At 61.4% G+C, this 24,083-nt stretch carries 23 protein-coding genes; 14 read left to right on the plus strand and 9 right to left on the minus strand.

All coding sequences use genetic code 11. The features are described from left to right. Positions 1-8: 8 nt before the first annotated feature. Positions 9-908, minus strand: a complete 900-nt coding sequence (locus ACP148_RS13820; RefSeq protein ID WP_421953265.1) for a dihydrodipicolinate synthase family protein — start codon at positions 906-908, stop codon at positions 9-11. Between the two features lie 12 nt (positions 909-920). Further along, positions 921-2,663 carry an L-arabinonate dehydratase gene (gene araD, locus ACP148_RS13825; RefSeq protein ID WP_421953266.1) on the minus strand — a complete coding sequence of 581 codons (1,743 nt, stop codon included), beginning with the start codon at positions 2,661-2,663 and terminating at the stop codon, positions 921-923. A 221-nt stretch (positions 2,664-2,884) separates the two neighbouring features. Here araD and ACP148_RS13830 point away from each other — a divergent pair, with 221 nt between their 5' ends. The 6 genes from ACP148_RS13830 to ACP148_RS13855 all read left to right on the plus strand — a co-directional run bounded on the left by ACP148_RS13830 (position 2,885) and on the right by ACP148_RS13855 (position 8,582). Beyond that, positions 2,885-3,928 (plus strand): ABC transporter substrate-binding protein, encoded by a 1,044-nt coding sequence (locus ACP148_RS13830; RefSeq protein WP_421953267.1) that lies wholly within the window; start codon positions 2,885-2,887, stop codon positions 3,926-3,928. Positions 3,929-3,999: 71 nt separating this feature from the next. Next, a complete protein-coding gene (locus ACP148_RS13835; protein WP_421953268.1) occupies positions 4,000-4,419 on the plus strand; it encodes a tripartite tricarboxylate transporter TctB family protein in 420 nt (139 codons plus the stop codon). 18 nt (positions 4,420-4,437) lie between these two features. After that, complete coding sequence (locus ACP148_RS13840; protein WP_421953269.1) at positions 4,438-5,952, plus strand: tripartite tricarboxylate transporter permease; 1,515 nt, start codon at positions 4,438-4,440, stop codon at positions 5,950-5,952. 80 nt (positions 5,953-6,032) lie between these two features. After that, positions 6,033-7,010 (plus strand): LacI family DNA-binding transcriptional regulator, encoded by a 978-nt coding sequence (locus ACP148_RS13845; protein WP_421953270.1) that lies wholly within the window; start codon positions 6,033-6,035, stop codon positions 7,008-7,010. A gap of 32 nt (positions 7,011-7,042) precedes the next feature. After that, positions 7,043-7,564 carry a sulfatase/phosphatase domain-containing protein gene (locus ACP148_RS13850; protein WP_421953284.1) on the plus strand — a complete coding sequence of 174 codons (522 nt, stop codon included), beginning with the start codon at positions 7,043-7,045 and terminating at the stop codon, positions 7,562-7,564. A gap of 427 nt (positions 7,565-7,991) precedes the next feature. Then, positions 7,992-8,582 carry a hypothetical protein gene (locus ACP148_RS13855; RefSeq protein ID WP_421953271.1) on the plus strand — a complete coding sequence of 197 codons (591 nt, stop codon included), beginning with the start codon at positions 7,992-7,994 and terminating at the stop codon, positions 8,580-8,582. A 310-nt stretch (positions 8,583-8,892) separates the two neighbouring features. Here the strand turns inward: ACP148_RS13855 and ACP148_RS13860 are convergent, their stop codons facing one another. The 7 genes from ACP148_RS13860 to ACP148_RS13890 all read right to left on the minus strand — a co-directional run bounded on the left by ACP148_RS13860 (position 8,893) and on the right by ACP148_RS13890 (position 15,886). Further along, the gene (locus tag ACP148_RS13860) at positions 8,893-9,828 is read right to left on the minus strand and encodes an N-acetylglucosamine kinase (protein WP_421953272.1); all 936 of its coding nucleotides are present in this window, start codon (positions 9,826-9,828) and stop codon (positions 8,893-8,895) included. Continuing rightward, on the minus strand, positions 9,825-10,490 hold the full coding sequence (locus tag ACP148_RS13865; RefSeq protein ID WP_421953273.1) for an N-acetylmannosamine-6-phosphate 2-epimerase: 666 nt from the start codon (positions 10,488-10,490) through the stop codon (positions 9,825-9,827). Before ACP148_RS13865 ends, ACP148_RS13860 begins: the two co-directional genes overlap by 4 nt. Continuing rightward, a complete protein-coding gene (locus ACP148_RS13870; RefSeq protein WP_421953274.1) occupies positions 10,487-11,356 on the minus strand; it encodes a carbohydrate ABC transporter permease in 870 nt (289 codons plus the stop codon). The genes ACP148_RS13865 and ACP148_RS13870 overlap by 4 nt, the downstream gene beginning before the upstream one ends. Beyond that, complete coding sequence (locus ACP148_RS13875) at positions 11,353-12,273, minus strand: carbohydrate ABC transporter permease (protein WP_421953275.1); 921 nt, start codon at positions 12,271-12,273, stop codon at positions 11,353-11,355. The genes ACP148_RS13870 and ACP148_RS13875 overlap by 4 nt, the downstream gene beginning before the upstream one ends. A 230-nt stretch (positions 12,274-12,503) precedes the next feature. Continuing rightward, positions 12,504-13,745: an extracellular solute-binding protein gene (locus ACP148_RS13880; RefSeq protein ID WP_421953276.1), complete on the minus strand. Its 1,242-nt coding sequence runs from the start codon at positions 13,743-13,745 to the stop codon at positions 12,504-12,506. Positions 13,746-13,798: 53 nt separating this feature from the next. Continuing rightward, positions 13,799-14,860: an ABC transporter ATP-binding protein gene (locus ACP148_RS13885; protein WP_421953277.1), complete on the minus strand. Its 1,062-nt coding sequence runs from the start codon at positions 14,858-14,860 to the stop codon at positions 13,799-13,801. Positions 14,861-15,034: 174 nt separating this feature from the next. After that, positions 15,035-15,886: a MurR/RpiR family transcriptional regulator gene (locus ACP148_RS13890; protein ID WP_421953278.1), complete on the minus strand. Its 852-nt coding sequence runs from the start codon at positions 15,884-15,886 to the stop codon at positions 15,035-15,037. Between the two features lie 213 nt (positions 15,887-16,099). Here ACP148_RS13890 and murQ point away from each other — a divergent pair, with 213 nt between their 5' ends. The 8 genes from murQ to ACP148_RS13930 all read left to right on the plus strand — a co-directional run bounded on the left by murQ (position 16,100) and on the right by ACP148_RS13930 (position 24,082). Then, positions 16,100-17,035 (plus strand): N-acetylmuramic acid 6-phosphate etherase, encoded by a 936-nt coding sequence (murQ, locus tag ACP148_RS13895; RefSeq protein ID WP_421953279.1) that lies wholly within the window; start codon positions 16,100-16,102, stop codon positions 17,033-17,035. A gap of 12 nt (positions 17,036-17,047) precedes the next feature. Then, positions 17,048-17,539: a GNAT family N-acetyltransferase gene (locus ACP148_RS13900; protein WP_421953280.1), complete on the plus strand. Its 492-nt coding sequence runs from the start codon at positions 17,048-17,050 to the stop codon at positions 17,537-17,539. Continuing rightward, positions 17,539-18,561 carry a glycoside hydrolase family 3 N-terminal domain-containing protein gene (locus ACP148_RS13905; RefSeq protein WP_421953281.1) on the plus strand — a complete coding sequence of 341 codons (1,023 nt, stop codon included), beginning with the start codon at positions 17,539-17,541 and terminating at the stop codon, positions 18,559-18,561. The genes ACP148_RS13900 and ACP148_RS13905 overlap by 1 nt, the downstream gene beginning before the upstream one ends. Positions 18,562-18,592: 31 nt before the next feature. After that, a complete protein-coding gene (locus ACP148_RS13910) occupies positions 18,593-20,272 on the plus strand; it encodes an ABC transporter substrate-binding protein (RefSeq protein WP_421953282.1) in 1,680 nt (559 codons plus the stop codon). A 214-nt stretch (positions 20,273-20,486) separates the two neighbouring features. Next, positions 20,487-21,464 carry an ABC transporter permease gene (locus ACP148_RS13915; protein WP_425033541.1) on the plus strand — a complete coding sequence of 326 codons (978 nt, stop codon included), beginning with the start codon at positions 20,487-20,489 and terminating at the stop codon, positions 21,462-21,464. Between the two features lie 4 nt (positions 21,465-21,468). After that, positions 21,469-22,356 carry an ABC transporter permease gene (locus ACP148_RS13920; RefSeq protein ID WP_425033542.1) on the plus strand — a complete coding sequence of 296 codons (888 nt, stop codon included), beginning with the start codon at positions 21,469-21,471 and terminating at the stop codon, positions 22,354-22,356. Continuing rightward, entirely contained in the window at positions 22,353-23,171 is an 819-nt protein-coding gene (locus ACP148_RS13925) for an ABC transporter ATP-binding protein (RefSeq protein ID WP_425033543.1), read from the plus strand. Before ACP148_RS13920 ends, ACP148_RS13925 begins: the two co-directional genes overlap by 4 nt. A gap of 5 nt (positions 23,172-23,176) precedes the next feature. After that, entirely contained in the window at positions 23,177-24,082 is a 906-nt protein-coding gene (locus ACP148_RS13930; protein ID WP_425033625.1) for an ABC transporter ATP-binding protein, read from the plus strand. The last annotated feature ends 1 nt before the right edge of the window (position 24,083 follow it).

Consider the following 24,083-nt stretch of genomic DNA (forward strand, 5'->3'; position numbering starts at 1 on the left):
GGTTGTCCTCAAGTCAGCTTGTTTTGGGCAATGAAGGTGTCGAGCTTGGCCTGCTGCGCTAAGGTCAGCGGCCAGGCCGAGGGCGGCCGCGTCGGGCCGCAATCGCGGCCAAGGGCCAAGAGCGCGGCTTTGACACCGGTCACATTGGTACCGTTCATTTCCTCGGCGCGGATTTCTTCGAAGTCCTTCATGCCGACGATCAGATCATTGGCCTCGGTATATCGGCCTGCCTCCAGCGCCGCGTGGATGGCCAGCGAGCGCTCCGGCCAGACATTGATCAGCCCCGACGTGAAGCCCCGCGCGCCGACGGCATAAAAAGCCGGCGCCCAGATCTCAGCCAGACCACCAACCCATACAAGGTCCGGATCGCAGGCGGCCTTGGCTTCCGCCAGTTTCAGCGGATTGGGCGTCGCCCACTTGATGCCCTTCACCTGCGGCAAGGCGCAAAGATCGGCGATGGCTTTTGTGCCAATGGCGTCATTGCGCAGATAGAGCATCATCGGCAACCCGCCCGACGCGTCCGCAACGGCCTTCAAATAGTCGACAACACCGCGTGGCGATACGAAGGGATCAGGCGGCTGGTGCACCATGAGCGCAGCCGCCCCCGCTTCGGCAGACGTCTTGGCCAGAGCCATGGCATCGCGAATGCCGCGGCCGATGCCTGCCAGAACCGGCGCGCGCCCATCCACCAGACGGACGACCTCGCGCACCATGGTGGAGGCTTCTTCTGTGGTCAGCGCGTAGAACTCGCCAGTATTACCGTTGACCACCGGCATATGCAGTCCTGCACCAAGCGCGCGATCGAGGATGGGTGCCAGTTTTTGCGGGGCGACATCGCCGTGTTCGTCAAAAGGGGTGACGAGAATACCGGAAATGCCGGTGAGGGCATGTTCGAGAGAGAGTGCCATCGTCGGCCTTTCCTAAAAGATGTCGGGTTCGCCGGCGGCGCGGCCAAAATCGCGTTCGAGGAAATCGAAATCGCAGCCCTTGTCGGCCTGGGTGACATGTTTGGAATACATCCAGCCCCAACCGCGCTCGAACCGCGGGGCGGGCGGCGCCCAGGCGGCGCGGCGGCGTTCGATTTCATCTTCGGCCACCAGCATGTCGAGCCGCCGATTGGGCAGATCGAGCTTCACAATGTCGCCGGTCTTGAGCAGGGCCAGCGGCCCGCCGACGAAGCTTTCGGGAGCCACATGCAGGACGCATGCGCCATAGGACGTGCCGGACATGCGCGCGTCCGAAATGCGCAGCATGTCGCGATGGCCCTGCTTGATCAACGCCTTGGGGATGGGCAGCATACCCCATTCCGGCATGCCTGGCCCGCCCCGTGGTCCGGCATTGCGAAGAACAAGAATATGGTCCGGCGTGACGTCCAGATCCTCGTCATCGATGGCTTTTTTCATCTCAGGATATGAATCGAAGACCAAGGCCGGGCCTTCATGCACATGATATTTCGAGTCGCAGGCTGCCGGCTTGATGATGGCACCGTCCGGGCAGAGATTGCCGCGCAATACGGCCAGGGAGCCTTCGTGATAGACCGGGTTGGAAAGCGGTCTGATGACGTCGTCATTGTAGACAATAGCTTCTGCAATGTTTTCGCCCAGAGTTTTCCCATTGGCCGTGATGACCGAGGTGTCGAGACGGTCGGCAATCTGCTGCTCCAGCGCCAGCAGACCACCAGCGAAGTAGAAATCCTCCATCAGGTAATCTTTGCCCGAGGGCCGGACATTGGCGAGCAGTGGAGTATTGCGACCGAGCGCGTCGAGATCATCGAGCGTCATCGCAACACCCGCACGGCGAGCCATGGCGATGAGGTGGACGACGGCATTGGTCGAGCAACCGGTGGCCATGGCGACAATGGCGGCATTGCGCACCGATGCTTCCGTGACGATCCGGTCAGGCGTCAGCTCTTCCCACACCATGTCGACGATACGGCGGCCGCAATCAGACGACATGCGACTATGCGCCGAATCCACGGCCGGAATGGACGAAGCCCCCGGCAAGGTTAGCCCCATCGCATCGGTGATGGCCGTCATGGTCGAGGCCGTGCCCATAGTCATGCAGACGCCTGCCGAGCGGGCAATACCACCCTGCACGCCGCGCCACTGCTCGTCGTTGACATTTCCCGCGCGACGTTCGTCCCAATATTTCCAGGCGTCCGACCCCGAGCCAAGGGACTTACCGGCATAATTGCCGCGCAGCATCGGGCCGGCGGGCAGATAGATCATCGGAATGCCGGCAGTAATGCCGCCCATGACCAGGCCAGGCGTGGTCTTATCACACCCGCCCATCAGAACCACGCCGTCGAGCGGGTGCGAGCGAATCATTTCCTCGGCTTCCATGGCCAGCATGTTGCGATAAAGCATGGAGGTCGGCTTGGTGAAGCTTTCATCCACCGACAGGGTCGGCAGCTCCACCGGAAAGCCACCAGCCTGCAGGACGCCGCGTTTGACCGACTCGACCCGTTCGGGGAAATGACTGTGGCAGGAATTGAGCTCGGACCAGGTATTGAGGATGCCGATCACAGGCCTGCCCATGAAATCATCCTCGGAATAACCCAGCTGCATCATGCGGGAGCGATGGCCGAAGCTGCGCAGGTCGTCAGGTGCAAACCACCGGGAAGACCGCAGTTTGGCGGCATCTTTGCGCGTCTTGTCGTTCATCTCATTCCTCCGCAATTCCAGGTTGTGTATGCGTATTCATCTCCGAGTGTCAACGGGTCTTAGCCTTGTGCAGTACGCACTGCGATATAGACTTGACAAGAATGAAAGCTATGAGGCATGACAATGGAAGCGCATACATTGTGCATTCAAGCGGCATGAGCGAGAGGACGCCTGCCGACACACAACACACGCCGCCCGCGAGCGGTTTGGGAGGATCTGCAATGATGAATCGACGTATCGCTTTGGCCGCTCTGAGCGCGACCCTTTTGGCCGCCACACCCCTGGCCATCCACGCACAAGACCTTCCGGGCAATGTCCGTATGGTCATCGGCTCGACCTCGACCGGGGGCGATACCTACCAGAATGCCTCAATCGTGGCCGAGGCTCTGGCGGCCCATCTGGGTATCAACATCAAGGTAGACCCGGTCGGCACCAGCGAAGGTCTCAAGGCTCTGGACCGCGACTCTCGCGGCACCACCATCATGTTGCATCATGACCAGATCTACCTGTCCTACCTCTACGGCGTGCCGGGCAATGACGATCCATTTGCGAACTATGAGGTCGGCCCGACTGTCGCCATCAATCCCGGCGACAGTTTCCTCGTCCCGGCGGATTCGCCTTATCAGAGCATGGAAGACATCCTGACCGCAGCGGCCGACGGCACGCAGATTCGTGTAGCCATCCAACCTGGCGGCGTCTCGGAAATCGGTTTTACAGCCATGCGCAATGCCGCCAAGGTTCGCTCACCGGGCTCGGAAGAGAACATCGTCGCGGTCAATACCGGCTCGCAGGCCGACAAGAACCAGGCCATGTGGGACGATCTGGCCGATGTCATCAACGGCTCGATCCAGGCCAATGAGCAGTTCACCCAGCTGTCCGCCGATGACCCCAAGGCCATGCGCTTTGTCTGGATCACCGCGCGTCCGGCCACGCTCGACCAAGCCCCGGAAGCCGGCATGGGCGCAACCACCCGCGCCGACTTTTTGCAATATGCCAGCCCCGCGACCAGCGTGACGCTTGACGGTACCGAGGACTTCTCCTTCGATAAGGAATTCTTCCTTCTCTATAACAAGGATATGGACCCGGCGCTGATGGATGCCATCGACACAGCGCTTGAGGAAATCTACGCCGCGGGTGAGATTCAGGAACGTCAGGCTGCGGCTTTCTTCATACCCAACTACCTGCCACGCGCTGAAGCCCTTGAGCATCTGAGCGCCAAGAGCGAACGGATCGGCGGCATCATCGAGGACCTGAGGGCCGAATAGGCTGCAGCACCTCCAGGGCCCGGTCGGTTTCTCCCGCCGGGCCCTTTCTGCAATCAGAAAGAGACTTGGTCATGGGCGAGTGGACCCGGGTAAAGGTCGATTTTGCGACCTCGCATCTCATATTCCCGACACTGATCGGCATAGTGTTGTTGGTTTTGGGCGTCACCATCCTGATTACCCAGCGACGCGATGTGCTTGCCTCAGGCGCCATGTGGCGCGACACCTTCGCCAGAATGGACAAGCCGCGTTTTTTTGGCGCGCTGGTCCTGACTGTACTCTATTTCTCACTCATGGTTCCAGTTGGCGATATCTGGCCCAATACCGGCATGGGGTTCCTGCTCTGCTCAATCCCCTTCGTGGCGCTGACCGGGCTGTTGTTCATGCATGAACGCACGCTGCGGGGCGCAATCCCGGTTCTGGTCATTGCGCTGGCGGGTCCACTGCTGGTCTGGTGGCTGTTCAGCGACATTTTCTATCTGACCCTGCCCTAAGCCGGAGACAGCTGAACCATGGATTTCCTCGGGCTCATTTCGCCGCTCTTTATCCTCCTGGCTTGCGGCGGCGCGCTTGTTGGCATTGTTTTCGGCGCCATTCCGGGCATGACGGCCACGATGGCTGTGGCGATCTGTTTGCCGCTCACCTATTCGCTTGGTCTCGAAAATGGGCTGGCACTGTTGCTGGGCCTTTATGTCGGCGGCATCTCGGGCGGCCTGGTGCCGGCAATTCTTCTCGGCATTCCAGGGACGCCGTCGTCCATCACAACCACTTTTGATGGCTACCCCATGACCCAGCGGGGTGAAGGCGAGAAGGCGCTGCGCATCGGCATTTTCGCGTCATTTGTCGGCGGATTAATTTCACTCGCGGCGCTCTACTTTTTCGCACCGGCTTTGGCCGATTTCGCCATCCGTTTCTCCTATGTGGAGAAGTTCCTCATCATCCTCTTTGCCCTGACGGTCATGGCTGCGCTTTCGAGCAACATGCTTCTGGGCATTTTCTCCGGATTTCTGGGCATATTCGTCAGCCTGATCGGCGTCTATGACGTCACCGACGGTGGCAACGGCCATTTCCGGTTGATCCCGCCGGGCACCGACTATTGGCTCGAAAGCGGCTTCTCGCTGCTACCGGTGCTGATAGCCCTTTTCGGCCTGACCGCCATTCTTGAAGAGGCCGAAAAGGGCATGCCCAAGGGCATGTCGCTCGATCAGATCAAGGTCGGCGCCCATTCGCGCTTTTCATTCTCTGTCTTCAAGGGGCAGGCCCTAAACCTCGTCCGTTCATCAGGTATCGGCACCTTTGTGGGCATTCTCCCCGGCGTGGGCGGGTCGGCGGCGTCGATCCTGTCCTACACGGCGACAAAAACCACATCGAAACACCCCGAACGCTTCGGCAAGGGCGAACCGGCGGGGATCATGGCGTCAGAGGCCGGCAATAATGGCCTCACAGGCGGCGCTCTGGTCCCGCTCCTCTCGCTCGGTATTCCCGGCGACAGCACAACGGCTCTACTGATCGGTGCGTTTGCGTTGCAGGGCATCCAGGTTGGCCCGCTGTTTATCGGCAATAACGGCGACACCTGGAACGCAATGATTGTCGCCATGATCGTAGCGAACCTAGCCATGTTCATAATGATGTATTTTGCCATCCGCTGGTTTGCCATGGTGGTGGCTGTGCCCAAACACATCCTCTATCCCGTCATCCTGATGATGTGCGTGATCGGCGCCTATACAATCAATTATGGCATTATGTTCGACGTCTGGACGCTGCTGATCTTCGGCATCTTCGGCTGGCTTGCGACCAAACTGAGGCTGGAAGTCGCGCCCTTCATCATCGGCTTCATCCTTGGACCGTCAGCCGAGATCTATTTTGTCAAAAGTCTCGAATCGTTCGGCAACCTGACGATCTTTTTCACGAAAAGCTGGATCGCAGCGCTGCTGTGGGTGCTGATCATCGGGTCCGTGGCACTTTCGGTGGCCATAGCGCGCAAGTCTCGCCAACAGGCCTCGCCCGCAGACCAGAGCTTGGCGTAGGTCTGGCCATCCGGTAAAGGCGATCTATGGCAATTCGATCCCGAGACCCAGCGCAGATTCGTCGCGGTAGTGGCGTGACCATGGCCGAAGTCGGGCGCCTTGCCGGGGTGTCCCAGGTAACGGTATCGCGTGCCTTGTCAGCACCGGGCAAGGTCTCGCCCGGAACCCTGCAACGTATCCAGGACGCCATTGCCCGCACCGGCTATGTACCTAACGCGGTGGCCGGTGCGCTGGCTTCGAACAAATCGAATCTGATTGCCGCGCTCGTTCCGTCGGTGACCAACATCGTCTATTCGAGCATGCTGCATGCCTTTTCCGATATCATGTGGGAGCATGGCTATCAGATTATGCTGAGCGAGACCGGTTTCGATCTTGAGCGCGAGGAGAAGGCCATCGCCACTCATCTCTCGCGTCGCCCGGACGCTATACTGCTAACCGGCATAAGGCACAGCGCCGGAGCGCGGCGCATGCTGCTCAATGCTGGCATCCCGGTTGTTGAAGTCTGGGATATTTCCGACACACCGATCGATTGCTGCGTGGGATTTTCGCATGTGGAGGCGGGGCATGCGGCAGCCGACTTTGCGATTGGAGCGGGCTACCGCCATGCGGCGACCATCACCGCCAGCGATGAGCGCGCCGTGCGCCGCCGTGATGCCTTCAAGTCCCGATTTGGCAAGTTCAGCGGCGCCCCGGTAACTGGCGTTGACTTTTTGGCCCCCGCGACTCTGGGGCTTGGACGACAGGCCCTATCGCAACTTCTGCAGCAAGGGATGGAAACCGGCACTGTGGTCTTCTGTAGTTCCGACCAGTTTGCCCAGGGCGTACTGATTGAAGCCATGGCCCGCGGTTTGTCTGTTCCAGGCGACGTCGCGGTTATCGGGTTTGGCGACCAGGAATTCGCCGCGATGACAGAGCCGGCGCTAACCAGTATCCGCATTGACCGGCAAGTTCTGGGCCAAGTTGCGGCCAATGCACTGGTGGATCGTTTCTCTGCGTCCTCAGTTACTTCCATTATTCATGACGTCGGTTTCGAGGTCGTTCGCCGTCAGTCCGCCTGAGCAGCAATGGGAAAGCAGACAACACAGTCGTCATTTTTACCGCAGACCATGGCGATCACCTCGGCGATCACCAGCTCCTCTTCAAGGGACCAGAGCAATACGAACAGATCACGCGAGTCCCGATGATTTGGGCGGATCCGGCCATCGGAGCGAGGCTCGACTCTGACGGTATCGGGCAAACCCACGATATTGGAGTGTCGATCCTGGCGCGAGCCAAAGTCGCTCCCGCATACGGCATGCAGGGACGCTCACTTGTCGCGGAAGGTAGCGTGGGGCGGGAAGCCGCGCTTATCCAATATGATCAACAGGATGGCGTATCCGGGCTCGGTGAGCATCCCCGCGTCCATACGTTGCGCAATGCACGCTGGCGCCTCTCGATCTTCGACGGCGTCTCTGAAGGCGAACTCTGCGACTTGGACACTGATCCCGACGAGTTCACAAATCTCTGGGACGACCCGTCCGCCGAGAAGGCAAAGAGCGCGCTATTGGAGCAAATGGTACGCCTTCAGATTGCCGTGGCTGATAGGATGCCACTGCCAACCGGCATGGCTTAGTTACAAATCCGGATCGGCCTGCGGCTCCGGCGGCACCAATTTGCTCGATCTCATGAAGCTCGAAGGCCGGCATCCTGAGATCGACCTTTGCGAGCAGAACGCTAAAATCCAAGCCATCACCCAGCGCACATCGTCACCGTCGCTTCAGCGGTCGCTCGACTTCAACCGCCATACTGTTATCGAGCATAGTGCCGACTCTGGCCAGGAGTCGGCCGTCATGGTTGGCGCCCGCATAAAGCGGCTGCCACGGGGAGTGCAATCCCCGCAGGCACTCCGACCATGATCGCTACCTGCTAGAGACAGGTGTTCACATGGCCGTCCATCTTCTTGACGTGCGCTCGCTCGCCGTCAATCCCGTCCATCCGGTCCTCCTTGCGCCGGTCGCGCCCAGCGCGGGCCGACGGCCTGCAAGGGCAACGCGATCCGCATGGATGCGCTCGTCACCAAGGTTGTGGAGGCCCTCAGAGAAAAGCTGCTCGCACCCGCCGACCGCCTGGCCACCATTCTGTCAGCATTGGCCGAGCGCCGCACCGAACGAGCCGCTGCGATCAACGAGCGCCTTATCGGCTTGCAGCAGAAAGCCGATGCCACCCGTGAAAAACTCGACCAGCTGTATAAGCTTGTCGAGGATGGAGCGGAACTCGACGATGTGCTTCGGTATCGTATTGGCATTGTCCGTTCCGACCACGAGCGCGCGACGACGGCCCTCGAGCGCGGCCGGGTTCAGGCAAGCAATGACGATGCCATCGATCCGGTCAGGATCACCGCTTTTTCCAATCTCCTGACAGGTGTTCTTGCTTCCGCAGAAAACCCGGCGCGCAAGGCCTGGCTGAGGTCCCTTCTCTCAAAGGTCGAAGTCGATGCCGACCGCATCCGCATCGTGGGTAGCAAGGATGTACTCAACGCCGCAGTGGCGGCTTCGGGAAAGACGGGCGAAAACGTTCAGAAATGTGTACCGAAATGGCGCGCCGGTCAGGATAAATCCGCGAACACCTATTGCATTGAAATTAATAGATAATCTTGCGCAGTCGCTGACGCCCGCATTTCCGCAGGGGCCCGGCCGGTGTTTGAAATGGTGCCGGTGACAACTGTCTTATTGTGGTCGACGGAATAGTTTCGCTGCCAACACGCTGGCAGCGCCGCCGATAGGCCTATGCGGGTCGCATGCAGGTTCTTCCGGTGTAAGACCAATCAGCAGATCCAGTTGCTGTACACCCGTTTATTGGCGGCAGTTTTCCGAATTTGGCAGAGTCGCTTTGGCGTACTCGCCCAACTATGCAGAAACCGCGCTCACTTTCAGACGCCCAGATACTCCCATTGCATCCCGGCTATCGGAGCGCGGCCAGTGTTGCCCGCCAGGGCTCTAAAGCGCCGCCCTGTTGCAGGTGCGCTGCCGCCAAGGCGGTGTCGATGGCGGGTTGCGAGACATCACAGCCGGGCAGTTGCGCCCTGACCTCACTACTGATCGCCGGGTGCAGCGTCAGAACCCCTCCGATAACGGCGACGGGTCGCTCGCCCGCCCGGGCTTGCATGGCCTGGGCTAGCAGTGCCAACTCGCCCCCTGCTTCGCGCAATATCTCAAGAGCTGTCTCATCACCCAGTTCCGCTGCCTTGGCAACACCGACTGCCAAAGCGCCGATGCGGCCGCGGTCGCCGGCATAGACATGCTGACGGACATGGTGCCAGTCCGACCCACCCACCAACGCGAAGATCTGATCGGCAAGAACTTGCTGGCTGGCAAAAGATCCGGTGTGGTCGAGCGTGCGATAAAGCCGGTCGAGAGCCCTAAGGGCGATCCAGCTTCCTGAGCCGGCATCGTCGATGAGAATGCCCCTGCCCCCGACCCGGACAACATCGCCGCTGGCACCGACATGAATGCCGATCGAGCCTGTACCGGCGGAAACCAGGTGCCCGGCACCGGGCTGGAAATGGGCGGCATAGGCGAGGATGATGTCGTCCATCAGCAGGACCGCATCGCGCGGCAAGCCGAGCGCCTGTTGGGCGAGACCGGCAATTTCGACGTCGGCGGCGGCGCCGAAGCCGGTGAGGCCGCCCGAGAGCGTCATGGGCTTCAGCCCGCCTTCAGCCAGCGCACCGGCCACTTGCGAAAACACTGCCGCGAGCCTGGCGCGTTCGGCGGGGTTGAATACATGGGCAGTGGCGCCGCCGACACGACCGCGCGCTACGACGCTGCCGGCAGCATCGCAGGCGACCCAGCGGCTGGCCGTGCCGCCGACATCGAGCCCCAGATGAACCTGGCTCAACTGGGCACACCCTGATTGACAAACATTCGGGTGATTTCACGCGGATTGGTGATCATGGTACCCACAACGACGGCATGCGCCCCGGCGGCAAAGGCCTGGGCCACGAGTTCGGGCCGATTGTAGCGCCCTTCGGCCACGACCGGAATATCGAGCCGGGTAGACAAGGCTTCGAGCAGCGCCAGGTCCGGCGCATCGGGCTTGGGCTCGGTCGCCTCGGTATAGCCCGAGAGCGTGGTGGCAACATAATCGGCGCCCCAGTCGGCGGCCTTCAATCCCTCGTCCAGGGTCGAGATATCGGCGAACACCTCGGCGCCGATTTCTTCCTGAATGCGCCGGATGAGAACGCTGGGATGTTCGCCATGGCGCGGCCGTTCAGTACAATCGAGCGCAACAATCCCGGCGCCTGACGCAGCGATCGCCGCGGCGGCTTCGAAATTGGGGGTGATATAGACCGGGACATCCTCGGAAAACACCTTGTGAATGCCGATGATCGGCAGTCCTGCCGCCTGCACCGCCGCGACATCGGCCGGGCCATTGGCGCGAATGCCGACAGCGCCGCCGTCGCGGGCGGCCAGCGCCATGGCGCCCATGAACTGCGGGCCATGCAAGGGATTGTCGGCCCGCGCCTGGCAGGAGACGATGAGGCCGCCGGGCAGTTTCATTTGACGGCACCCGAGGTCATGCCGGCGATGAACTGGCGCGACAGCACGATATAGATCAGGATGATCGGCGCAGCCGAAAGCGTCAGCCCCGAAAACAGCACGCCCCAATCGGTGGTGTATTCGCCCATGAAGGTGGTGAGCCCCTGCGGCAGGGTTTTGAGATCATCGTTCTGGATGAAGACCAGCGGGAAGAAGAAGTCGTTCCAGATCGGCACGACATTCTGAATGCCGGCGATGACCATGGCCGGGCGCACCAAAGGCAGCATGATCGACCACATAATGCGCGCTTCGGAGGCGCCATCCATGCGCGCCGCATCCTCAAGCTCATTGGGCAGGGTGCGGATGAAGCCGGTCATGATGAAGACCGTCGTGGGCAGGCCCATGGCGGTATAGACGAAGATCAGCGAGAGCTGGTTGTTGAGGATGGAGAGGTCGCGCATCAGCATGAAGAGCGGGATGATGGCGAGTTTTAGGGGCAGGGTGAGGCCGGCGAGGAAGAACATCAGGATGAAGTTCGAGCCGGTGAAGGCATAGCGGCCGATGGCATAGGCAGCCATGGTGCCCAGCGTCAGGATCAGCACCATGGAGGCGCCGGTGACCACGAAGGAATTGAGCAAATAGCGCAGGAAATTGGTCTGCGTCCAGATTTTCACGAAATTTGCCACTTGGGTGAAATCGGGAATGCCGAAGGGCGACTGGAAGATCTGCGGCGTGGTCTTGAAAGCCGAAAAGACCATGATGACGATGGGCGCCAGCATGATGATGGTGTTGGCGATCAGGATGATCTGCAACAGGCCATCGCGGCCCAACGTGCCCAATATGCCCCTGCGGTCCTGATAGGCCATGGCGGAAGTGGTCGCGCTCATATCTGAATCTCCCGCGCCCTAAGGCGCACGGTGATGACCGTGGCGATGACGGCGATGAAGAGGAAGATCAGCACGGCCAGGGCCGAACCGAGGCCGAAATCCTGCTGGCCGGCGGACACATTGCCAAAGGCTGTGCGGTAGAAATAGAGCCCCAGCACGTCGGTCGAGCCAAAGGGCGATCCGTCCAGCCCGCCCATGATGTAGGGCAGCTCAAACCAGTTGAAGGCGCCCACGAACAAAAGGGTGAAGACGATGGTGGCGCTGGGCGCGACCAGTGGCCAGACGATCTTGGAGATCTTGACCCATTCGCTTTCGGTTTCCATGCGCACGGCGTCGAGGATTTCGCCGGGAATGCGCTGCATGCCGGCCAGGAACACCAGGGTGGGGAAACCGACCATGTGCCAGGCCTGGGCGGCGATGATGCTCCAGAGCGCGGTGCCGCTTTGCCCCAGCCAGGGTTGGGCAAGCCCATCGAGCCCCAGTCCGCGCAGGCTGATGTTCACCACGCCGAACAGCGGGTGATAGAACAGCTTGAAGAGATAGGCGACGATGATGGTGGAGAGCACCACGGGCAGGAACACCGCAATGCGGTGGAACCGCGCGCCGGGCAACTCGCGCCAGAGCGCATAGGCCAGGATGAAGCCCAGCCCGTTCTGCAGCACCATCAGCGCGAAAAAGACGATGATGTTGTTCTTGAAGGCGTTGAGCGTCCAGCTCCGATAGGGCTCGACGAACAGCACGGTGTGGAAGTTTTCCAATCCCACAAAATCGAGACGTTTCAGGCCCTGCCAGTCGAAGAATGCATAGGCGAAGGCCGAAATGATCGGATAGACGATGAACAGCGCCACAAAGGCCAGTGGCGGCACGATGAGGAAGGTGATCCAGAGGCCGCGGCCTGTCATCCGAAGTTTGGGCATTTGGGGCCTTTTAAGGTGTTGCTGGCGCTGGAACCCGGCGGCGATACGCCGTCCACTACCGAATAAGCCCTTCCGTCGTCATTGCCCGGCTTGTCCGGGCAATCCATCTCGCGGTGTCCATGGACCACCCGGACAAGCCGGGTGGTGACGATCGTCGGGGGGTGGGTGAGCGGGACCAAGAGCCTGGACTACTGGCCCCGCTCCACCCTTTGGGCGGAAGGGAGGCCGCCTTAGTTCTGGAAGGGCTCGTACCAGGCCGCAAGGCCGGTGGTGAGCACTTCGCCGATGGCTTCGGGCGTGGTTTCGCCAGCGAACAGCTTCTGCATCTCGCCCTGGATCAGCACCGAGCCGGAGGGCTCGCCATAACGGAAGTGCGCCAGCATCAGATAGGGGATCGAAGACTGGTTGAGTTCAGCCACTTCGCCGAGCAGCGGGTTGTCGAAGGTGACGCCCGGCACGGTCGAGATGTTGTTCAGCGTATTGGCGAAAGCCTGACCGAATTCCTGGCTGGCGAGGTAGTTAAGGAAGGTCAGGGCCGCGTCCTTGTTCGGGGTGGCGGCGTTCACCGCATAGCCGCCGTCGAAGTAGACAGCGACCAGCTTCTCGTCCTCGGCGGTTTCGCCGGGTGCGGCGAACATGCCCAGTTCGATATCGGGGTTCTGGTTCTTGAAATTGGCCAGCTCATAGGAGCCGCCGATGAACATGCCGGCCAGGCCCGAGGAGAAGAGCTGCTGGGCGGAGGGGTAGTCGAGGCCGATAAAACCGTCGGGGAAGTAGTCCGCGGCGACATCGGCAACGGCGCCGAGGGCCGAGGTGAAGCGCTCATCGGTGAAGTCGGCTTCGCCGGCGATCAGGTCTTCGTAGAAATCCTTGCCCATCAGCGAGGAGCCGAGGCCAAAGGTCACGGTCTCGTTCTGCCAGGCGGTCGCGGTGCCGTTGGCGAAGGGAATGACGCCGGCGTCCTTGAGCGACTGACCGAGGGCTTCGAGATCGGCCCAGCTCTGGGGCTCTTCGAGACCATTGGCGTCGAAAATCGCCTTGTTGTAGATGACGAACTGAGTCTGGCTGGCGAAGGGCACGGCATAGATCTGGCCGTCCGAGCGCATGCTTTCAGCGGCCAGCGAGGCCGCCGAGAAATCAGCCAGGGCGGGCACGGTTTCGGTGCTCAGGGGCTCGAGATAGCCGGCCGAAGCGACGTTCTCGAGGCCACCGTAAGCGCGCACCATGGCCAGGTCCGGACCGGTGCCGCCGGCCAGGGCGGTCGAGAGAATGGTGTTGTAATTGGTGGCTTCGAAGGTTTCGAAGTTCACCGTGATGCCCGGATTGGCCGCTTCGAAGGTTTCGATGAACTGCTCATAGGCAGCGCGGTCTTCCTGGCGCCAGCTCCACAGGGTCAGGTCCTGGGCGAAAGCGGGGGCGGCAATGAGCACGGCGCTCAGCGCCGTCCCGATGCGGATCAGATTGGTCTTCATGGAGTTCCCTCTCCTTGCGAGTTCTCTTTGGTGGTCTTGTCCCGGCGCCCGGTTCAGGGCGACAGCCGCCGGCCATCCTCGGCGGAAAAGAAATGCGCGGCGCCCGGCTCGACCGTCGCGGTCACCGTTTCGTCCGGCGAAAACAGGTTATTGGGGGTGGTGCGGGCCGAAAGCAGTGTGCCATCGGCCAGCCGGGTATAGACATAAGCGTTGTCGCCCAGATACTCGGTATAGACGACCTGAGCCGAGAGCCCGTCAGCCGCGCCGCGGGTGAGGTGCACCGCATCGGGCCGCAGCCCCAGCTTGAGCGCCTTTGCGTCCGGCACCGCACCGACAGCCACGGCCCCGCCATTGGCGACGCCCAGACGGTCGCCGTCACGGGTCACATCGACCAGGGTCATGCGCGGCGAGCCGATGAAGCTGGCGACAAAAGTATTGGCCGGGGTCTCATAGAGCTCGCGCGGCGAACCGACCTGTTCGATGCGGCCATTGTTCATCACCACGATCTTGTCGGCCAGGGTCATGGCCTCGACCTGATCATGGGTGACATAGATCATGGTGCCGCCGATTTCGCGATGCAGGCGAGCGATTTCCAGGCGCACTTCGGAGCGCAGGGCCGCGTCGAGATTGGACAGCGGCTCATCGAGCAGGAACACGTCGGGCTTGCGCACCAATGCACGGCCAATGGCGACGCGCTGGCGCTGACCACCGGAGAGTTCGCGCGGACGTCGCTTGAGCAGTTCGCCGAGCCGCAGCATATTTGCGGCATCGGCGATACGTTTCTCAACCTCGGCCTTGTCGAGCCCCATCAGGCGCGCGCCGAAGGCCATGTTTTCGTAAACGTCCATATGCGGGTAAAGCGCATAGGACTGGAACACCATGGCGATGCCGCGGCGCGAGGGCGCCACATCGTTCATGCGGCTACCATTGAGGACGAATTCGCCATCGGTGATCGGGTCGAGACCGGCGATCAGGCGCAACAGGGTGGACTTGCCGCAACCCGAAGGGCCGACGAAAACGACGAACTCGCGATGACCGATTTCCAGATCAATGCCATGCAAGACCTCGGTCTCGCGAAAGCGCTTCTTGATGCCGCGAAGCGATAGCTGAGCCAATTGCTCTCTCCGTCCATCCCGCTCGTGGCAGGTCCCCTGGGCAGGCCACCCTCAGGCCCGCAGTTTTGGAATAGTAAATTCCAGCAATTCAAAGTGTCAAGAATATTAAATTACACGCTGGCTGCAGCGACAGGAGCAGCCTACCGCGCTATTTCGGCGCCGATTGTGCAGTGGCTAGCGGGCCTTGAGCACCGTCACGGCGGTTTCGGAATTGTGGATAAAGTCGTGCGCGTCCGCCTGCATGCGGATCATCAGGATGAACAGCATGTCCATCAGCATCAATTGCGCATCGCGCGAGGTGATGGCCGAAGAGCGCACGCGCTCTTCGTCGGCAACGGTGAACAGATGAATATCGGCCAGTTCCAGCAAGGGGTTGGGCTGCAGTCCGGTCATCGAGATGACCGTGGCGCCGCGCTGCCGGGCAATCTCGGCAATCCGCAGGGTTTCGACGCTCCGGCCGGAATGGGACAGGGCGAAGAGCACATCGGCCGCGTTGAGGGCAGAGGCGTTGGAGATCTGGATATGACTGTCGCTGTCGATCAGCGCCATACGCCCCAGCTTGAGCAGCTTGTAGGAGAAATCCTTGGCCACCAAGGATGAGGCGCCAACGCCCGCAAGCTGGATTTTGCGCGCATTGGCCAGGGATTGCAGCGCCAGATCGATGGTCTGCTCATTATTGGCCGCCAGGGTTTCGCGCATCGAGAGCAGCTTGGAGCCGATCAGCTTTTGCAGGATGGTGACATAGCTGTCGCTGGCATCGATCGAACCGTGGATGACCCCGCCGGGGGCATGCCATTCCAGCGCCTTGGCCTTGTTCACGGCCAGCTTGAGCTGCTGATAGCCGGCATACCCCAGCTTCTGGCTGAACTTGACCACGCTGGACTGGCTACGCCCGGTTGCCTCCGCCAGGGCCGCTGAGGACAGGGTCAGCATCTGTTCGGGATGATCAATGATGAACTGGGCGATCTGGCGATCCGCCTGGGTCATTGTGTCCAGCTTGGCGCTGAGGACCTTGAGTATCGACATTTGCGTTCCCGTGCCGCCGGCCCACCCGCCTCGCACTGCGAGGACTAAAGCCGACCCCCCTCAAATTGCAACCTGCTTGCGCCCCGCCACACCGGACAGCTCGCCAGAGACATATCCCCAGGGCGCCATCAACTTGGAATACAATATTCCATGTCTCGTTGACACCCGGAATATTCACTTCTAGCATCGCAGCGGAATTTGAGCATAGGCACAATGGCAAAAACGACCCTGATGACTGAGCTGGAACGGCTCGTTTCCGAAGCCCGCAACCCCGAAACGCTGCAGATCGACCTGATGTCGTCGAGCGAGATCGTTGCGGCGATGAACGCCGAGGACGCGAAGGTCGCCGAGGCTGTGCGCCATGTCCTGCCGCAGGTCGCCGCCACCGTGGACTGTATCGTGGAAGCCTTCAAGGCAGGTGGACGCCTGATCTATATGGGGGCCGGCACCAGCGGGCGGCTTGGCGTGCTCGATGCGTCCGAATGCCCGCCGACCTTCGGCGTACCCGAGGGCATGGTGGTGGGCCTGATTGCCGGGGGCGACCGCGCCCTGCGCCACCCCATCGAAGGGGCCGAAGATTCGCGCGACGAAGGCCGCAGCGACCTCGAGCGGGTCAATGTGTCCGCGCGTGACGTCGTGGTGGGCATCGCGGTCAGCGGCCGGACCCCCTACGTCATTGGCGGGCTCGACTATGCCAAAAGCGTTGGCGCGGTCACCGCCGCCCTGTCCTGCAATCCGGAATCCGCCATTGCCAACATGGCCGATATCGCGATTTCCCCGCTGGTCGGCCCCGAAGCACTGACAGGTTCGACCCGCCTCAAATCGGGCACGGCGCAGAAGCTGGTGCTCAACATGCTGACCACGGCCAGCATGATACGCATCGGCAAATCCTATGAAAATCTCATGGTGGATCTTTCGGTCAGCAATGAAAAGCTGGCGGCCCGCGCCACCCGCATCCTGATTGAAGTGGCCGACTGCACAGCCGAAGAAGCCGAGGCGTTCCTTGTCGCCAGCAAGAACAATGTGAAGCTGGCGATCCTGATGGCGCTGACCGGTATGAGTGCAGCAGAGGGGGCCCATGCCCTTGAGGAGGCCGGTGGTTTCCTGCGCCGCGCCGCTGCCCAGCACCAGCCGCGCGCGGCCGGATAAACGGGCGGCAATATGGACCTGCTCGTCAATCTCTATAGCCGCAAACTTGATGCGCTTCGGGCGCGCGCCGAGCAAGTGGATGCGACCATCCGCGTTGCCCTGCCACCCGAACAGCACATCATCAAGGACTGGGTGCGCACCCATTTCTCCGAATATTGGGTCAGTGAAGTCAGCGCGGCGATAGCGCATCAGCCGCCGGGCTGCCTGATCGCCATTGTGGATGGGCAACTTGTCGGCTTTGCCTGCTACGACGCCACGGCCCGCAGTTTCTTCGGCCCCACGGGCGTGTCCGAGGATCAGCGTGGCAAGGGCATCGGGCTGGCGCTGTTCCATCACACACTGATGGCGATGAAAGCGCAGGGCTATGCCTATGCCATCATTGGGTCGGCCGGGCCGGTGGATTTTTACGTCAATGCCGCCGGCGCCATGCCGATTCCGTCCGACCAGGAAGACATCTATCAGGGCCTGCTGCGAATCCCGTCGCGGCCCGAGGACAAATCATAATGACTTCTGCGCCTCTTGCTCTTTTCGTCGGCATGCCGGGCCTTGAGCTTTCGCCCTCCGAAGTGGCGTTCTTTCGCGAAACCGATCCGTTCGGGCTGTTCCTGTTCAAGCGCAATCTGGACAATCCCGCGCAGATCAAGCGCCTCGTCGCGCAGTTCAAAGAGGCGGTCGGACGCGAGGACGCGCCGGTCTATATCGACCAGGAAGGCGGCCGCGTACAACGGCTCGACAATGGCAATTGGCCGTTGTTCCGCGCGCTGGGCGATTTCGGCGCCCTGGCACGCAAGGACCTTGAGACCGGCAAGCGGGCGCTGCGCCTGTCGAGCCTGGCCATGGGGTCCATGCTGAGCGCGCTGGGGCTGGGCAGCGGCACGACGCCGGTGGTCGATCTGGCGCGGACGGGCACCCACAATGTCATCGGCAACCGCTCCTTCGGGGACGATCCGGAACTGGTGACAGTGTTGGGACAGGTAGTGGTGGATGCCATGCTCGAAGTTGGGTCGATGCCCATCTTCAAGCACATTCCCGGCTATGGCCGGGTCAATGTCGATCCGCATTTCGACTGCCCGGTGGTCGATGCCAGTATCGAAGACATGGCGGGCAGCGATTTCCGCCCCTTCGTGGCGCTCAAGGATGCGCCATGGGCGATGGTTGCTCATCTCATCTTCTCGCAGATCGACAAGGCCCGCCCCGCCTCGGTGTCGCCCATTGTCTGCGAGATGATCCGCAAGGATCTCGGCTTTGAGGGCGTGATCGTCACCGATTGCCTCACCATGGAGGCGCTTTCAGGCACATGGCCGGAGCGGGTGCGCGCTGCGCTCGATGCCGGCTACGACATTGCCCTGCATAGCCAGGGCGATCTGGCTGCCAGCGAGGCGGCAGCCAAGGCGGCGCGGCCGCTGAGCACGGATAGCCTCGCCCGCATCGACCGCGCCCAGAAGCGGCTCGGAGCGCAACACCACGACGTGCAGGCCCTGCATGCCGAGGTCGAGGGAATTTTCAGGGAGAACGGCTTTGCCTGAGGCTGGCCGGCAACAAGGAGAGACTTTCACAATGAACAGAACTTCATGGATCACGGCTGCGTCCGTGCTGGCCCTGTTGGCCGCGGCGCCGGCCCAGGCCCAGGCCCAGGCCCAGGACGCCAGCGGCAATGTGCTGACGCTCGCTTCCGAGCAGACCACCACATTCGTGCGCAATTTCAACCCGTTCGGCCAAACCTCGGCGCGCTACACCACGCTCGACTTCATGTATGAGCCGCTGGTGGTGTTCAACCGCCTCAAGGGCAATGAGCCCCATTACCGCCTCGCCGAAAGCTTCGAGCTGGCCGACGATCTGATGTCGATCACCTTCGTGCTGCGCGAGGGTCTGAAATGGTCGGATGGCGAAGCGCTGACCGCTGACGACGTGGTCTTCACCTACGACTACATCGCCAGGTTCCCGGCGCTCGACTTCATCTCGGTCGGCGCGCAGATCGAGACCGTAGAAAAAGTCGATGAACGCACCGTCACCTTCCACCTCAAGGAAGCCAATGCGCTGATCGCCAACACCATTGTCGGCATGCCGATTGTCCCAGAACATGTCTGGGCCGAGATCGAAGACCCGGTGACCTTCGCCAATGAAGAGCCAGTCGGCTCCGGTCCGATGACCGAGATCACCCGCTTCACCCCGCAGGTCTATGAGCAGTGCGCCAACCCGCATTATTGGGACGCGGACAATCTCGACGTCGACTGCCTGCGCATGCCGCAGCTTGCCGACAATCCGCAGGTGCTGGCCGCCCTGGCCGATGGCACGCTGGACTGGGCCACGAGCTTTATTCCCGACATCGACAACACCTTTGTCGCCAAGGACCCCGAGCACCATAAATACTGGTTCACACCGTCGAGCCTGGTGTCGTTCCAGGTCAGCATGACCACCCCGAACGAGAACAACCGCAAGGCATTCACCGATGTGAACTTCCGCCGCGCGCTCTCCATGCTGATCGACCGCCAGACCATCGTGGACATTGCCGGCTATGGCTATCCGCTGGTCAATGACGATCCGGCCTCGCTGGGCGAGCTTTATGCGTCCTTCGCCAATCCTGAAGTCGATGCCGAATACGGGCAATATGGCCAGTTCGACCTTGAAGCGGGCATGGCGCTGCTCGACGAGAGCGGTTATGTCGACGCCGATGGCGACGGGTTCCGTGACAATCCCGATGGCACGCCGATTGCCATCGACATCATGGTGCCCAATGGCTGGACCGACTGGATCGATGCGGTGCAGATCGCCATGGAAAGCCTCAGCGAAGCCGGGCTCAATGTGAAGATGAGCACCCCGGAAGCGGCGGTGTGGACCTCGGGCCTGATCGCGGGTGAATACTCGATGACGCTCAATGCGCTGGCATCGGCGGCCAACCCGTATTTCCCCTATATCCGTTCGTTCAATCCGAACGATTTCGGCAAGTCGCGCTTCACCGCGCCGCATTGGGAAAACGAAGAGCTCAGCGCCTTGCTGGCCGAATACACGCAGATCAAGGACCCGGCGGAAGCCAAGGCGGTGATGGACCAGGCCCAGATGATCGTGGCCGAGAACATGCCGATCATCCCGGTCTATAACAGCCCGAGCTTCTACGAATACAACACCAGCCGCTTCACCGGCTGGGCGGATGCGGAAAATCCGAAATACTCGCCGGTGGTCTCCAACGCCAACCCGGCCCGCCTGTTGCAACTGCTCGATCTCGAGCCGGTGGAATAGGCTGCTGCCACAAAACCTGACGTCGGCACCCTCCCCCTTGCGGGGAGGGTAGCGCCGCTAGGCCGCAGGCCGTAGCAGAGCTAGGGAGGGGGTACGATCAGCCCCGGCATCGGGGTGAACCGCCACCCCCTCCCAGCCTCCCCCGTCAAGGGGGAGGTGCCGCCCGGTGGTTGCCGTCGCATCGCGCCACCCAACTGAAAAGGAACACATCACCATGGCCTTTTTGCTGCGGCGACTGGCGTTCTACCTGGCGGCATTCATTGTGGCCGCGACCATCAATTTCTTTCTGCCCCGGCTGATGCCGGGCGATCCGATCCAGATCATGTTCGCCAGTGCGGGCTCGGAGCTGAACCTGGACAATCTCAACGCGCTCAAGCTGACCTTCGGCTTTATCGATGCGCCGCTGCATGAGCAGTATTTCGCCTATCTCAAAAGCGTGTTCACCGGTGATCTGGGGCGCTCGATCAAGTTTTTCCCGCTGCCGGTCACTGAACTTTTAGGTCGGGCGCTGGTCTGGACGCTGGGCCTGATGGGCATTGCCACCATCATCGCCTTTTCCATGGGCAGCCTGCTCGGTGTGTTCGCCGCTTGGCGCCGGGGGCGATTGATCGACTCGGTGATTTCGCTGACCGCGATCTTTTCGAGCTCAGTGCCGGCGGTGGTGGTGTCGCTGATCATGCTGTTCGTCTTCGGCTACACGCTGGGCTGGTTCCCCAATGGCTATGCGGCCGATCCGCTGATCGATCCGGCCTGGAACTGGGAGTACATTTCGAGCGTGCTCTATCATGGCACCTTGCCGATGCTGACGCTGGTGTTCGTGCTGATGGGCGGTTTTGCCGTCACCATGCGCAACAACATGATCAACCTTCTGGGCGAAGACTATATCGTCATGGCCCGGGCCAAGGGTCTTTCGGACAATAATGTCATGCTCTGGTATGCGGCGCGCAATGCCTTGCTGCCGACCGTATCGAGCCTGGCCATCGCCATTGGCACCGTGCTCGGCGGCTCGCTGGTGACCGAGGTGGTGTTCAACTATCCCGGGCTCGGCAACACGCTCTACCAGGCGATCATCGCCCGCGACTATCCGGTCATTCAGGGGCAGTTGCTGATCATGACCGCCGCCATGCTGATCTCCAATTTTATCGTCGATCTGAGCTATGTGCTGCTCGATCCGCGTCTCAAGAAGGCCTGACGCGATGAAGCTGTTCAGCCAATTGCTGCATAACAAGAAGGCCATGACGGGTCTCGTCATCCTGACCATCATTATTCTCGTGGCGATCTTTGCGCCCTTGCTGACCGAGTACAGCCCGGTCAAGCGTGTCGGACGGCCGCATCAGGCACCGAGCTGGGACCATTGGCTGGGCACGACCCGGCTGGGGCATGACGTGTTCTCGCGGCTGGTGCATGGCGCCCGCGTCTCGCTGGCCGTCGGCTTCGGCGCGGGCCTGATGATCACCGTGATCGGCACGGTGCTCGGCATTATCGCCGGCTACAAAGGCGGGGTGGTCGACGAGGTCATCAACTTCTTCACCAATATGGTGCTGGTGGTGCCCAACCTGCCGCTGCTGCTGGTGCTGGCGGCCTTTATCGGCCAGGCGAGCCCGCTGGTCATTGCCATCATTCTGGGGCTGACCTCCTGGGCCTGGGGTGTGCGCGTCGCTCGCTCGGAAACGCTCTCGATCCGCCAGCGCGATTTCGTCAAGAGCGCCGAAATGCTGGGCGAGCCGGGCTGGCGCATCATGCTGTTCGAAATCTTCCCGAACCTGATTTCCATCGTCGGCATCAACTTCATCGGCTCGGTGATCTTTGCCGTGATTACCGAGGCGACGCTGGAATTCCTCGGGCTGGGCGATCCCAATACCGTTTCCTGGGGCATCATGCTCTATAATGCGCAGAATGCGGCGGCACTGGCCGTCGGCGCCTGGTGGGATATTCTGGCGCCCTGCTTTGCCCTGGCCTTCCTTGGCCTCGGGCTGGCGCTGATCAATTTCGCCATCGACGAAATTGCCAATCCGCGCCTGCGCACCGGGGGCATGCTCAATCGCTGGACCCGCATGGTCCGCATTGGGGAGGGCAAGCTATGAGCCAGCCGGTCCTTTCCGTTCGCAATCTCACTATCGACTATGTCGGTGCCGAGGGTGACTTCCAGGCGGTCAAAAATGTCAGCTTCGACATTGCGCCGGGCGAGTTCTTTGGCCTCGCCGGCGAATCCGGCTGTGGCAAGTCCACCATTGCCTTTGCCATCTCCCGGCTGCACCGGCCGCCCGCGCTGATCCGCACCGGCAGTGTCATCGAGGTCAATGGCCGCAATGTGCTCGAGCTCGATGATGCCGAGCTGCGCCGGTTCCGCTGGCGCGAAGTGGCCATGGTGTTCCAGAGCGCGATGAATTCGCTCAATCCGGTACTGACCATCGAGCGGCAGTTCTACGATGTGCTCAAGGCCCATGGCACCATCAGCCGGGCCGAAGCGCGCGAGCGGGCTGCCGAACTCCTGAAACTGGTCGATATTGCGCCTGAACGGCTCGATTCCTACCCGCATCAATGTTCGGGCGGCATGCGCCAGCGCATCGTCATCGCCATATGCCTGGCGCTCAACCCCAAACTCCTGATCATGGACGAGCCGACCACGGCGCTCGATGTGGTGGTGCAGCGCGAAATCCTGCAGCGCATCGATGTGCTGCGCAAAAAGCTCGGTTTCTCGGTGCTGTTCATCACCCACGATCTGGGGCTGATGGTGCAGGTGAGCGACCGCATCGGCATCATGCTCGAGGGCGAGCTGGTCGAGGTCAACGACGCCCAGACCATTTATCGCCAACCCCAGCACGCCTATACCAAGCGCCTCTGGGCCTCGATGCCAAAGCTGCATGGCGAACAGACCCGCGTGGAGGCCATGCCATGAGTGATTTGGGCGACCCCATCCTGGCGCTGGACAATGTTTCGAAGGTCTTTGGTCGGGCCGACAAGCCGGTCTATGCCGCGCGTTCGGTCAGCTTTGCGCTGCATCCGGGGCGCACGCTGGCACTGGTCGGCGAGTCCGGCTCAGGCAAGACCACGGCGGCGCGCCTCATCATGCGTGAATATGTGCCCGATGACGGTCGGCTGCTGTTCAAGGGCGCGCCCCTGGGCAAAGCGGATCACAAGGCGCTCAAGGCCTATCGCTCGGCGGTGCAGATGGTGTTCCAGGACCCGTTTGCCGCGCTCAACCCGACCCACACCATCCGCTATCACCTCGAACGGCCATTGCGCCTGCACCAGCCGGGGCTCGACGGCACACAGCGCAAGGCGGCCATTGTCGAGCTATTGGAACGCGTGAAGCTCGACCCGGGGCAGATGATGCCGAAGTTCCCGCACGAGCTTTCCGGCGGGCAACGCCAGCGCATCTCCATTGCGCGCGCGTTGGCGGTGAACCCGGAGGTCATCGTTGCCGACGAACCCACCTCCATGCTCGACGTCTCGGTGCGCCAGGGCATTCTCAACCTGCTCAACGACATGAAGGCGGAGCTCAAGCTCGCCCTACTCTACATCACCCACGATATCGCCACGGCACGCTATGTCGCCGACGACATCATGGTGATGTATGCTGGCCAGATCGTGGAATGGGGCAATGTCGACAAGGTGCTCGACGATCCGCACCATCCCTATACGCGCCTACTGCTCTCGGCGGTGCCCGATCCGGACCGGCGCTTCGATGATGTCCGTTTTGTCGATGAACTGAACCGCATCGACGATATCCGGACCCAGTCCGCTCTGCCGCAGACCGAGATCGCCCAGGCCGGTGACAACCATTTCTTCCGCCCCCTGCCCGCCTGAG

This window comes from Pelagibacterium sp., assembly GCF_965249125.1.
GTDB lineage: Bacteria > Pseudomonadota > Alphaproteobacteria > Rhizobiales > Devosiaceae > Pelagibacterium.